Source organism: Gracilibacillus phocaeensis (assembly GCF_900626275.1).
GTDB classification, from domain to species: Bacteria; Bacillota; Bacilli; order Bacillales; family Amphibacillaceae; genus Gracilibacillus; species Gracilibacillus timonensis.
In genome coordinates, this window is the sequence record NZ_LR131141.1 from 291694 (window position 1) to 304288 (window position 12595).

The 12595-nt window shown below is 41.9% G+C and carries 14 protein-coding genes and 1 riboswitch; of the genes, 8 read left to right on the forward strand and 6 right to left on the reverse strand.

Features of this window, described 5'->3' with window-relative positions; all coding sequences use genetic code 11:
* Positions 1 to 20 precede the first annotated feature (20 nt).
* Positions 21 to 1856 (forward strand): beta-glucoside-specific PTS transporter subunit IIABC, encoded by a 1836-nt coding sequence (locus E0E32_RS01840; protein ID WP_130858768.1) that lies wholly within the window; start codon positions 21 to 23, stop codon positions 1854 to 1856.
* Between the two features lie 23 nt (positions 1857 to 1879).
* Here the strand turns inward: E0E32_RS01840 and E0E32_RS01845 are convergent, their stop codons facing one another.
* The 5 genes from E0E32_RS01845 to E0E32_RS01865 all read right to left on the reverse strand — a co-directional run bounded on the left by E0E32_RS01845 (position 1880) and on the right by E0E32_RS01865 (position 6188).
* Entirely contained in the window at positions 1880 to 2755 is an 876-nt protein-coding gene (locus E0E32_RS01845; protein WP_066187220.1) for a Cof-type HAD-IIB family hydrolase, read from the reverse strand.
* Between the two features lie 117 nt (positions 2756 to 2872).
* A complete protein-coding gene (locus tag E0E32_RS01850; protein WP_066187223.1) occupies positions 2873 to 3385 on the reverse strand; it encodes a CueP family metal-binding protein in 513 nt (170 codons plus the stop codon).
* A 296-nt stretch (positions 3386 to 3681) separates the two neighbouring features.
* Positions 3682 to 4656 carry a GMP reductase gene (gene guaC, locus E0E32_RS01855; protein ID WP_066187224.1) on the reverse strand — a complete coding sequence of 325 codons (975 nt, stop codon included), beginning with the start codon at positions 4654 to 4656 and terminating at the stop codon, positions 3682 to 3684.
* Between the two features lie 285 nt (positions 4657 to 4941).
* Positions 4942 to 5250, reverse strand: coding sequence for a monooxygenase (locus tag E0E32_RS01860; protein WP_130858770.1), 309 nt, complete (start codon positions 5248 to 5250; stop codon positions 4942 to 4944).
* A 2-nt stretch (positions 5251 to 5252) separates the two neighbouring features.
* Positions 5253 to 6188 (reverse strand): DsbA family protein, encoded by a 936-nt coding sequence (locus tag E0E32_RS01865; RefSeq protein WP_066187227.1) that lies wholly within the window; start codon positions 6186 to 6188, stop codon positions 5253 to 5255.
* A 157-nt stretch (positions 6189 to 6345) separates the two neighbouring features.
* Between E0E32_RS01865 and E0E32_RS01870 the strand changes: the two genes are divergently transcribed.
* Positions 6346 to 6912, forward strand: a complete 567-nt coding sequence (locus E0E32_RS01870) for a TetR/AcrR family transcriptional regulator (RefSeq protein WP_130858771.1) — start codon at positions 6346 to 6348, stop codon at positions 6910 to 6912.
* A gap of 87 nt (positions 6913 to 6999) precedes the next feature.
* Here the strand turns inward: E0E32_RS01870 and E0E32_RS01875 are convergent, their stop codons facing one another.
* Positions 7000 to 7758 (reverse strand): FixH family protein, encoded by a 759-nt coding sequence (locus E0E32_RS01875; RefSeq protein ID WP_165444920.1) that lies wholly within the window; start codon positions 7756 to 7758, stop codon positions 7000 to 7002.
* 224 nt (positions 7759 to 7982) lie between these two features.
* Here E0E32_RS01875 and wrbA point away from each other — a divergent pair, with 224 nt between their 5' ends.
* The 6 genes from wrbA to E0E32_RS01905 all read left to right on the forward strand — a co-directional run bounded on the left by wrbA (position 7983) and on the right by E0E32_RS01905 (position 12515).
* Positions 7983 to 8582, forward strand: a complete 600-nt coding sequence (gene wrbA, locus E0E32_RS01880; RefSeq protein ID WP_066187233.1) for an NAD(P)H:quinone oxidoreductase — start codon at positions 7983 to 7985, stop codon at positions 8580 to 8582.
* Between the two features lie 54 nt (positions 8583 to 8636).
* Positions 8637 to 8746: riboswitch (TPP riboswitch) on the forward strand.
* A 138-nt stretch (positions 8747 to 8884) separates the two neighbouring features.
* A complete protein-coding gene (locus E0E32_RS01885) occupies positions 8885 to 9871 on the forward strand; it encodes an ABC transporter substrate-binding protein (RefSeq protein ID WP_207302258.1) in 987 nt (328 codons plus the stop codon).
* 51 nt (positions 9872 to 9922) lie between these two features.
* A complete protein-coding gene (locus tag E0E32_RS01890) occupies positions 9923 to 10216 on the forward strand; it encodes a thiamine-binding protein (protein ID WP_066187236.1) in 294 nt (97 codons plus the stop codon).
* 52 nt (positions 10217 to 10268) lie between these two features.
* Positions 10269 to 11027: an ABC transporter permease gene (locus tag E0E32_RS01895; RefSeq protein WP_130858773.1), complete on the forward strand. Its 759-nt coding sequence runs from the start codon at positions 10269 to 10271 to the stop codon at positions 11025 to 11027.
* A complete protein-coding gene (locus E0E32_RS01900) occupies positions 11024 to 11767 on the forward strand; it encodes an ABC transporter ATP-binding protein (RefSeq protein WP_130858774.1) in 744 nt (247 codons plus the stop codon). Before E0E32_RS01895 ends, E0E32_RS01900 begins: the two co-directional genes overlap by 4 nt.
* Positions 11760 to 12515, forward strand: coding sequence for a TatD family hydrolase (locus E0E32_RS01905; RefSeq protein WP_130858775.1), 756 nt, complete (start codon positions 11760 to 11762; stop codon positions 12513 to 12515). Before E0E32_RS01900 ends, E0E32_RS01905 begins: the two co-directional genes overlap by 8 nt.
* Positions 12516 to 12595: the final 80 nt, after the last annotated feature.

The following is a 12595-nucleotide window of genomic DNA, read 5'->3' on the forward strand; positions in this document are numbered from 1 at the left end:
ATAGGTAAGGTGATGGGAGAATGGATAAACAACAATTAGCCAAAGAGATTATCCACCATATAGGAGGCGAAGCCAATGTACTTTCGTTAGTACATTGTACGACGAGACTTCGTTTTACCGTAAAGGATAAACATAAAATCAATAAATCAGCTATCCATCAATTACCAGGTGTGATTCAAACAATCTTTATTGCCGGCCAATTTCAATTGGTGATCGGCAATGAAGTGAATGCTATTTATCGAGAGATTATCAAACAATTTCCAATTGATAATACCACATCACAACAAAAACGCAACTGGTTTGATAAGGCGGTAGATACCATTTCAGGGATATTTATGCCTTTATTAAGCGCATTAATAGGGGCAGGGATTCTTAAAGGTCTGCTTCTGTTGTGTTTAAACCTTGATCTGCTCCATGAACAGTCAGGGACCTATCAAGTGTTTCACGCTGCCTCGGATAGCTTATTTTATTTCCTTCCCATGCTGCTGGCTTTTACTGCCGCCAGAAAATTTGATGCAGACCCGATTGTTGCGGTTGTAGTCGCTGGAGCCTTGTTATATCCTGAGCTAAGTGAAATTTTTCAAGAACAAGGGGATCTTTCATTCTTGGGAATCCCGATTATTGTTACCAACTATGCTACAAGTGTTATTCCAATTATTATTGCTGTTTATATGTTGGCCAAATTGGAACATGTGTTGAATGGTTGGCTGTCACCTACACTCCAAACCTTTGTAACTCCCTTATTACTGATTGCGCTTATGGTTCCTGCTTCCATTCTTATATTTGGTCCTATTGGTTTGTTGTTGGGTGACCATATTGCAACGGGCTATATGGTCATCTATGAGAATAGTGCCATACTAGCTGGGATACTGATTGGCTTCTTTTGGCAAATATTGGTGATTGTTGGATTGCACTGGGGGCTTGTTCCGATTGCCTTTAATAACCTTAGCTATTTTGGATCAGATACATTTACAGCAATGTTAGCCCCTGCCGTGTTTAGTCAAGCAGGCGCGACATTTGGTGTGTGGTTAAGGACAAAAGATAAAAAGCAAAAGCGTTTAGCAGGTCCCGCCAGTTTTTCTGGTTTACTCGGTGTAACAGAGCCTGCTATTTACGGGATCAACCTTCGTTTAAAACGACCCTTTTTTATTGGCTGTGCGGCAGGTGCCGTTGGTGGTGGAGTGGTAGGATTTGCTGGCACAGCAGCCAAAGGAGCTTCCTTACCAGGGTTGCCTGCATTACCGGTTTTTTTAGGTGAAGGGTTCGGCTTATTTTTGTTAGCCATTATCAGCAGTTTTGGTCTGGCAACTATATTAACTTTTTTATTTGGCGTAACCAAAGAACAGACCATAACCCTTGATGACAACAATCAAGCAACCGAGCAAACGACGACGAAGTTAGCGAAAATAGAGATAGCCAGTCCTTTAAATGGAGCGGTGGTTCCGTTATCTGAGGTGGATGACGCAATCTTTTCATCCGGAGCGATCGGGGAAGGAGTAGCGATTATCCCGATCAATGGGGTGTTACAATCACCCATTTCAGGGACCGTGACCTCGTTGTTTCCCACTCATCACGCCATTGGAATGACATCAGATGAGGGAGTACAGTTATTCATTCATCTAGGTATAGGTACCGTCCAATTAGATGGAACATTCTTTTCCATGGAGGTACAAACCGGAGATAGCGTTCGTCAAGGAGAAACAATCGGCTCCTTCGATATCTCAGGTATTACGGAGGCAGGCTATGACATGGTAACACCAGTTATTATTACGAATAGTGATCAGTTTATGGAACTGCTCATCACGGAAGAAGAGAACATTATATGCGAAGAGCGGCTAATGACGGTTATCAAATGAGCATGAATAAACCACCCATATCATTATGGATGGTTTATTTTCGTTTCAGCTAGCATCGTTTTTATTGCGGAAGCGACGCCGTTTTCCTTGTTAGAGACGGTCACATAATCACAGGCCGCCTTAATATCAGGAGCGGCATTTCCCATGGCAACACCACGCCCAGCCATTTTTAACATGGAGAGATCATTATAGTTATCACCAATCGTCATCACTTCTGACATGTCGATCCCTTGTTTTTCCGTATAGGAAGCAAGAGCGATCCCTTTCTGTGCTAGGGGATGGTTGAATTCTAAATTGGATTCTCCTGAAGAGGTGACGGCTACTTGCTGACCATCGGCGAAGTGATGTTGGACCTCCCGCAGTATGTCATTATCTAATGAAAAGGCTAAAATTTTATAGACCTCCATCTCTTTTTGGTTAAATAGTGCGGTAAAGTCATCGATAATCGTAATCTCTTCTTCTTGAAAACGATTCGTCGCCATCGCTCTTATCTCTTTTTTATTCAAATGAGGAAAGGCGGTAGCTCCTATGTCCACCATTACTTCAATGAATGCTTCTCTATCCTTTGCGAATCCACCTTGATTCGTGAATGCCTCGAAGTAAATGCCATGTGTTTCGCAGATCGCTTGAATTTGCGTACATGTTTTTTTGGTCATCGGTGCAGAGGAGAATACATCACCATTCTCTAGATATACTTTTGCTCCATTAAGGCAAAGAATGGGACAAGTAAGCCCAGCGTTTTCCAATGGTTTTTTGGCTGCGCTATAGGAACGACCAGTAGCCACCATAACCTCGATTCCTCGTTTTTTTGCTTCCATAATTGCCTCTTTATTTGCCTCACTGATTTCGTGAAATTCATTTAATAATGTGCCGTCTAAATCTGTTGCAATTAATCTCATAGGGTCCTCCATTACGTTTGATTCTGTCTTTATTATCATACAACAAAATGACAAAAAAATGTTGTGACAGATACTGAATGATCCCTTTTTTTCAGTAGTTATCAAACGACAGAAGTGTTATACAAGCTGCATCGTTGTAATACAGGTAGCATCATCTTCAAATGTGGATATCGTTGCCTCTGTTTGTTTATCTTCGAAAGTAATCGTTACGTCGAAAGTTTGGTTTCTTGGCAGCCATAGATCAATAAAGCCATTGTCAAAGGATTCTATCGTATCATCAAGAATGACATTGCCATCGGTATCTTCAATATAGACATCAAACGTGGCATTCGTCAACTCGCTTTGACACCCTGTCAAGCTATGAAATGTACAAGGATGCGTCGTGTGAACATAGGGAGCAATAGAAACAAAGAATTCATCTTCGGGTAATTCATATTGGGCTTGTTCGCTATCTTCTTCCACGGTTAAATGCGTCGCATCAACCGACGCGTTAACAGCAGTACGTTGGTCTGTACTGTAATCATGAATCAATGATTTAATATCTGTTTCCGCAGTTGTATCGTCGTTATTGCTGCACGAAGCTAAGATCAAGAGGAGGAAAAAAGACAGCATGGTTATTCGCTTTTTCAAAAAGACACCACCTTATATAGAATACTGCCTCCATTATAGCATGCTGTTATGAAAAAAGGAGGACTTCACAAAATTGTAGAAAGTGGGTGGAAGAATGGCGCGTGTAGTTGACATCATATAAAATCGTCCGGAAAAAGTGATAAACGGTCAGGGATTTAAGTAAAACCGTCAGGAAAATGACTGGAACCGTCCGGAAAGCGAGCAAAACCGTCAAGAAAAGTGTTCAACCGTCTCAGACAGTCACTTCAAATATCCCATAGAAAAAGCGCACCTAAAGTTAGATGCGCTCCTGTTTATCAGTCACCATTAAAGATGGAATTCTTCACAATAACATAATCCACCGTGCCAATAGCGGCAAGTGTCTTTCCACCGGCATAGGAAACAGCAGATTGCAAATCTTGTTCCATTTCTGTTAAGGTATCTTGCAAGTAGCCTTTGTGCTCAACATGCATTTTTTTACCTTCGACGTTTTTGCGTTCTCCTTTTTGGAACTCGGAGGCAGAGCCGAAATATTCTTTATACAGCTGACCGTTTACTTCAATGGTTTCACCTGGAGATTCCTCATGACCAGCAAATAAAGAACCGATCATGACCATGGAGGCGCCAAAACGAATCGATTTGGCGATATCACCATGGGTACGAATGCCACCATCAGCGATAATAGGCTTAGTGGCTGCTTTGGCACACCATCTTAAGGCAGCTAATTGCCAGCCTCCCGTACCGAAACCTGTTTTTATTTTTGTGATACAAACCTTACCTGGACCGATACCGATTTTGGTTGCGTCGGCTCCTGCATTCTCTAACTCACGCACTGCTTCAGGGGTGCCAACATTGCCTGCAATGACAAAACTGTCCGGCAGATGGGTTTTTAGGTGTTGAATCATCTGGATTACACCGTTGGAATGCCCGTGGGCAATATCAATAGTTATATATTCTGGCACAAGTCCTTCTGCAGCAAGCTCTTCTACAAATGTGTATTCTTCTGGTTTGATACCAACACTAATGGAAGCGATTAATTTTCTCTCCTGCATTTGTTGAATAAATTGCTTCCTTGTCTCTGGTTCAAATCGGTGCATAATATAGAAATAATTATTTTCCGCTAAATAGGTAGCAATTTTTTCATCCATAATCGTTTGCATGTTAGCTGGTACTACGGGCAAGCGAAAAGTATGTTTACCAAATCGAATCGATGTATCACATTCACTTCGACTTTCTACCATGCATTTTGCGGGAACTAGCTGTACATCTTCATAATCAAATACATTTTCCACTGTTTTCACCTCTAAAAACGAACAAAATTTATGAAAAAGGCAAAAAATATTCGCCTTATGTAATATAATATAGATAAGAAAAAAAGTCAAGAAAGCGGATTATGATAAATAGTGATCCTTCCGATTCGCGTTCAAAAAGTTCGATAAAGAGACACGTCGACTAAAACTGCAACGTCCTGTTGTAACGCAGAAATTCGATGCGTCCTTTTTTATTAGGCTTTTTGACAAGCTCTTCCATCGAAAAATGGACTCCCTCGATAAAGATAGAGTCCATGCTAGATCTACTTAGCGCTGCAACGGTCCGCCGGTGATACTGGTAAGCTGGTCATTGACTGCAAAGATTCTGCTGCGGACATCAATGATGCCAAAGCCCGCCAATCTGTTCATGTGCATATCGATATATTTCTTAGCTGTTTCTCGTGTTTCAAAAAGGTATATTCCACCCGCTTCCTTTGTTTCCGGATTCTCTGTCCACACCTTCCATATAAAGCCTTCTTCCTGGTTGATACTCTCTGCCAAACCGGCAAAAGTTTCAGCCATTTCTTCTCCAAAAGGTCCATTCATGGGAAAGTCGACTTGTAAAATATATGCCATGATTATACTCCTCCATTCCAGGTAAGATAAAATTCTCCAAATATTTTATCGATTTTATATGCTTGGGAAGCCAGTTCCTTTTCAATAAAAAGGTCCAGTTCAGCTGGTTCCAGATCGTACATGACCTCTATTTCCTTGGCAAACAGTAGTTGTTCCTTTTGCAGCAAAGAGGCAAGGGATGGCGATTGCTTGGCGGACAGGTCTTCTGTATCCAACACTTGTTTTAATCCATCGATGTAGGCTTGTAAAGGACGGGTTCCAGCAATTTTTACACCTTGATTTTCTTCATTAACCATAATGATAGAAGGAAAACCTCTAACCCCTAATTTGGCAGCAAGGGTAAAGTCGTCTTGCAATAATTGTTGGCCAAGTGGCTGATCTACCTTTTGAAAAATGGTTGTGCCATCTAATCCGAGCTGATGGACGATCTCTGTCATCACAGCTGGTTCTGCAATGTTTTGATTAAAGACAAACAGAGCTTCCCGAGCCCGGCGTAAAAATTGTTCGGCGAGTGATTCATTATATTCTTGTTGAATCACTTTAAATACACGAGATGGCGGGTAGGATGACTGTACAGGGTTGTCTGCCATTAAGCTGCCATCGATGGGCATTCTGGCATTTTCACCTACTTCTTTCCAATGTGGGACGACATCCGCTGGTTTATAAATACCATTTTTAGGATCGATGGGACCGTCATGCCATTTTTCCAATAGTCCGCCCATGACCGTTTGAAAATGAAAATATTCGCCATATTGTTCTGTGAAACGGCGCAGGACTGGTTCAAGTGCCCAGCAGTGAGAACATATTGGATCTGTGACATAGTATAGCTGTACGGATTTTTTAGGTTGGTTAAGGTTGATTATCTCCGTTTCCGCCTCGTCCGCTATTCCACAAATCCCTGTTTCGATATCGCAAATCATTTGGTTACGATCTTTCATTTTGTTCCTCCTCCTTATCTATAAAAAAGGTTGGATGAGTTGCTCATAAGCCTATTTTATTACATACTAATAATGATTCACATCAATAGTTTGTGTAAAATGTCGTTTATACAACAGAACCAGACAATTGTCGAAAAAATAGATGGAGGGATCAGCGATGACCCAATCAAAGACAGATCCTCGCATAGAACGAACCCGGCGGTGGATTCTGGATGCCTTTATTGAATTATCCGCTCAGAAAGAGTTTAAGGATATAACGGTGAAGGATATTACCAATGAAGCGAAGATTAATCGCACCACTTTTTATTATCATTTTGAAGATATTTATGATTTATTGGACAAGGCACTATCTGAAGTGCTATTTATTGAATTGAACAAGGAAGATTATCAACATAACGAATTAAATGAAGAAAGTTGTGTGCAAATCTTTAAGGCGATTACTAATTTTCAACGTTCGTTATCGAATCGCTGCCATCGAGGCTATGAAGATATCATTGCGAAAATTATTAGAGAACAATTGGAGATTATTTTTTATTGTTTGTTAGTAAAGCAACAGCAGACAGTAGAAGAGAAAGATCTAAGGACTACGGCGGCGATGTTTAGCTGGGGGATCTATGGCGCCTCTGTCGAATGGGGTAAGTCAGGTCAACATATAGCGCCGGAAGCATTTATTCAACCGGTCCTCGCATGTATTACCAGAGCATTGGGCAGTAAAAAGGAATGAGGAAAGATAGGATAGGTGATTTTTCAATGAGAAAAGCAGGCTTGTCCATATACAAGGTTAGCCTGCTTTTCTATTACAAGGAATGATTTATTCGTTCACATGCACCATAAATTCGGTATGCTCATGTAAATCATTGTCACCATTCACATGTACGACGATATCATGGTGGACCGCTTCTGTAAAAGTATGAGTGGCTTGATAGATGCCTTGTTCCGTCTCTTCAGCCTCCACCCACTCATGATTCTCACTTCCTTCAGGGATAATTTCATAACGGACACGTGCTCCTTCATAGGCACTGCCATCCAGACTTAGCTCGGAAGTCAAAGCTACCTCTTCATTCACAGAGACATCTGTCGGTTCCTCGACCGCAATCTCAAAATCATCGGCATGTTCGTGCTCACCGTCTTCATGTTCATGGGTTGCAGCTTCTTCATGCGTATCAGAAGCTTCTCCGTTGATCGTAATGGATTCTAAAGGCATACTGTGTATATCTTTTGCCGTTGTGTGTGCATATATTTCATAGGTGCCAGGCTGTTCGAAGACAACTTCAGCCGAATAGGTGCCATCTTCATTATTTGTTGATTCGACGGTTACTGTATTCTCCTCATCTTCTACATGCCAATACTCATAGTTCATTTCCTGGGCATCTGTAACTAATTCATCCTCACCATAGGTTACAGTAGAAACGAGTGTTACCGTTTCTCCAACTTCTGCTTCTTCCGGCAGTTCAAAATCTACGCTTATACTTTTTAACTCTTCTTCAGCTTGCGTTGTCTCTTCCTCATCTGTATTACCGCAAGCCGTCAAAAGTACCCCTAAAACGATTACAAATAGAAACCTTTTCATTGATTTTCCTCCCATGTTGATAAGTGCATCATAAGGTTAATATACTGTTTTGCTGCTTCATATGCAATGAATAATGTGTGACAATTTATTTCAGTGTGCTCCATATCAACCTTTGAATGTTCATGGTAAGCAATTATCTTGATTTAAAGATAATTGCTTGATAAGATATGTAGCGTCTCGTTTAAATAGACAAATTAGAAATCATATAAAGGAGTATAGACACCATGACAAACGTAGCAATTGTATACTATAGTTCAACAGGAATCAATCATCAGATGGCCAAATGGGCGGAAGAAGCGGTCCAAGAAGCAGGGGCAGAAGCAAAGGTAGTACGTGTTGCTGAGACAGCACCAGAAGCTGCCATTGCACAAAACCCGGCCTGGGAAAAACACTATAAAGAAACGCAAGACGTGCCGCTAGCAACCTCAGAGGATATCTTGTGGGCTGACGCTATTATTTTCAGCATGCCGACTCGTTTTGGTAACATGCCTTCTCAAATCAAACAATTTATTGACATACAAGGTGGGCTATGGGCTCAAGGAAAGACAGCCAATAAAGTAGTAACGGCGATGTCTTCCGCTTCCAACCCTCACGGAGGTCATGAAGGAACACTATTAAACTTCTATACTTCTATGATGCATTGGGGCGCCATTATTGTCACACCTGGATATACAGACGCCTCTGCTTATACTTCCGGCGGGAATCCGTATGGAGCAAGTGTCACGCAAAGTCAGGAAGATGGTTCCATGGTAGAAGATGTGCAAGAAGCCGTCAAACACCAAGCACGTCGGGTATTAGAAGTGGCAACCAAATTAAATCAGTAGTTTTTTCACTTGCATCAAGCAGGTGATTATGTCAAAGTAGAGGAAGACAAATGAAAAGACATGTAGGGGGACCAGTGTTGCTGGTTGAGATGGTATCCGCAAGATGCCGACTCTTAGAACCTGATCTGGCTGAGACCAGCGTAGGGAACATACAAGATAATCCGAATCTGACCATGTATGCACCCTAGGCTAATAAGTCTAGGGTGTTTTTAATTAGCGAAAATGTGCAGATCATCGGTGTTTCCCTGTGCCCACCGTTAACGAATCAGGGCATGCTTTTCAAAAAATAGGGGGGACATACAGTGAAGAAATGCATCATGGTTTTTGTAAGTTTATTGTTCGTATTAGTTGGTTGTGGCTCAGATGATAACCAAGACAATAGTCAATCCGAATTGGAAGAGGTAACCTTTGTGTTAGATTGGACACCTAATACCAATCATACTGGTCTCTATGTGGCAGAAGCAGAAGGTTATTTTGAAGAAGAAGGCTTGGCGGTAGATATTGTGATGCCAGGTGAGGCTGGAGCGGACCAGACCGTTGCAAGCGGACAGGCCGAATTCGGTGTAAGCTACCAGGAAGCTGTCACGGAAGCAAGGGTACAGGATATTCCTTTAGTATCGATTGCCGCAGTGATCCAACATAATACTTCTGGTCTGGCTGCACCCGTTGATAAAGAAATTACTTCTCCTAAGGATTTTGCCGGCAAAACATATGGTGGCTGGGGAGCGCCAGTTGAGGAAGCCGTATTGGATGCCTTAATGAAGCAAGAAGGAGAATCCGTTGCGTCATTAGATATTATGAATATAGGAAATACCGACTTTTTTACAGCGGTGGAACGAGATGTTGATTTTGCCTGGATTTTCTATGGTTGGACAGGTATCGAGGCAGAGCTGCGTGGAGAAGAGATCGATATGATCTATCTCACCGATTATTCGGATCGCCTTGACTATTACACGCCGGTGATTTCTACCAATGAACAAATGATAGAAGAAAATCCAGAAACAGTCGAGCGATTTATCGCAGCCGTTAGCAAAGGCTATCAATTTGCTATAGATAATCCGGATGAAGCAGCAGATATCTTGATTGAGGCCGTCCCGGATCTTGATGAAGAACTAGTGAGAGCCAGTCAAGAATGGCTTTCCCCTAAGTATCAAGATGACGCAGCAAGGTGGGGAGAACAGTCCGAGGCCGTATGGCAGAACTATGCCGATTTTATGTATGAGAATGAATTATTAGAGCAAGAACTGGAGGCTGATCAGGCCTTTACTAATCAATTTTTACCAAAATAAGAGCATGTGCAAAAATCAAATCAACAGGAAAATAATAAGGAGGAATATGCAATGGCAGAAGCGTTAGTCAGTATTCAAATTATCCCTAAGACACCGAATGGAGAAGACTCTATCCCATTGGTGGACGAGGCAATTGCCGTTATCGAGGAAGCTGGGATTCCGTATCAAGTGGGTCCATTAGAAACAACGATGGAAGGGAATATGATAGAACTGTTTACCGTTATTGAAAAAATGAACCAGCGGATGCATGAGCGGAATTGTCCTAGCGTGATCTCTCAAATCAAGGTATACTCACGGAAAGATCAACAGGCCTCAATGAAAGAACTCACAAAAAAATATGACTGAAGGGATCGTCCTATCCTTCATCAACAGGTCTGTTTAGTTAGGAGCAAAAGTAATGTGGAGAAAAGCATTTGTACCATTTATAGTCATCTTGTTCGTATTACTCGTTTGGGAATCAGCCTGTAGATGGTTTCAGCTTCCAGCTTGGGTATTACCGTCACCGACCGCTATTTTTCAAGAGGCGATTGATAGCTGGTCCAATTATCGCCACCATTTGTTATCTACCGTCACGTTAACAGGGAGCGGTTTTATCATTGGTGTAACAATTGGAATTCTTATTGCGATTGTACTGCATACCTTGCCACGGCTGCAGGAAGCCATCTACCCATTATTGATCATGTCGCAGAATATACCAATCATCGTATTGGCACCCTTATTGGTTATTTGGTTTGGCTTTGGTATCACACCAAAGCTGTTAATCATTATTCTTGTTTGTTTTTTTCCGATCACCGTGGCATTAATCGATGGATTACGGCAAACGAGTCCTGAACTGATGCATTATATGAAGATGGCTGGCGCCAATAAAAGACAAATCTTCAGCAAATTAGAAATGCCGAATGCCTTACCTCAGCTGTTTTCTGGGCTGAAGATTTCGGCTACCTATAGTGTCATGGGAGCGGTTATTTCTGAATGGCTCGGTGCCAAGAATGGAATTGGTGTGTATATGACCTTGGCTTCGTCATCGTTTCGCACCGATCGAGTCTTTGTGGCTATTTTCTTTATTATGCTGTTTTGTATGGTCTTTTTCGGTCTAATTTTATTAGTAGAGAAATGGACCTTGAAATGGCGCCCTAGTCAGGAGGATGCCTCATGAGTACCTTAACCTTAGAACATATTCACAAACAATTTGGATCACAAACGGTTTTAGATGATTTATCCTTTACTGTCCATGAAGGGGAGTTTGTATCTCTGCTCGGCCCATCTGGCAGTGGGAAAAGCACGATTTTTCATTTGATTGGTGGCTTATACCGCCCGGAGAAGGGCCGTATTTTGCTAGATCAAATCAATATTGTAGGTAAAAAAGGTTCGATTAGTTATATGCCGCAAACACCCTCTCTTTTTCCATGGCGGACCATTTTGGACAACGTAGGGTTAGGAGCAGAGTTATGGGGAAAACCGGACCGAACCAAGGCGATGGCCATGTTAGAACGTGCCGGTTTGAAGGAGTATGCCCAACGGTATCCCCATGAACTGTCAGGGGGAATGAAGCAGCGAGCAGCATTTGTGCGTAGTTTGTTGAGTCCTCAGTCATTTATCTGTCTGGACGAGCCATTCTCTGCATTGGATGAGTTTACCCGATTAGAGATGCAGAAATGGCTGTTATCGATTTGGGAAGAAGAACGTCCATCCGTTCTATTTGTGACACATAATATTGAGGAAGCTATATTTCTTTCTGATCGAATTCTAGTATTAGGATCGAAGCCAGCTCAGGTAGTGGATGAATTTACGATCGACTTCGCCCGTCCGCGAGATCAGGCTTTAACCATAAGTGAAGAGTTTCTTCGAGTAAAAAAATCTATTTATCAAACGTTAAGGGGGATACTGGATGATTGATGCGCATATTCATTTAGACTGGTACAAGGAAGAAGAACGTCGCCACTTATTGGACAGCTTAACCGTTGATGGCATGATTGCCGTCTCCCATAATTTTCAAAGCTGTAAAGACGTATGGCAGTTAGCCCAGCAATATGATGTTGTGCATCCTGCTTTTGGCTGGCATCCAGAGCAGCCACTGCCAAATAAGGACGAGCTACAAAATATCATGCATTGGATCGATCAGCACTATCGAGGTATGGTGGCAGTTGGTGAGGTTGGGCTTCCTTATTATACAAGACAGGAAAATCCTCAGCTGGATTTGCAGCCATATCAAGCGATTTTAGAAGCATTTATGGAAAAAGCAAGTACTTATCAACTTCCCATTGTCTTACATGCTGTTTATGAAGATGCGGATGTTGTATGTGATCTACTCGCCAAGCATCAGATTAAAAAGGCTCATTTCCATTGGTTTAAGGGATCCGAAGCGACAATAGAGCGTATGATCGCACAAAAGTATCGAATTTCTATCACACCGGATTGTTGCTATGAGAAAGAAATACAGGCGTTGGTCCAACGATATCCAATAGAATTAATGATGGCTGAAACTGATGGACCATGGCCTTTTGAAGGACCCTTTCAAGATCAAATGACCCATCCGAATATGGTGGAAGCAGTCATCAAACAGATTGCAGCGTTAAAACAACTGCCATGGGAAGAAGTCAGTGAACAACTAACCAGAAATACGGTGGAATTTTATCAATTGTAGCAAACATCTGAAAGCTAAACATAATCGCTGGAAAGCTGGGTTGAGGTACCCAGGGAATATTTCTTAAGGGCTAATTAATA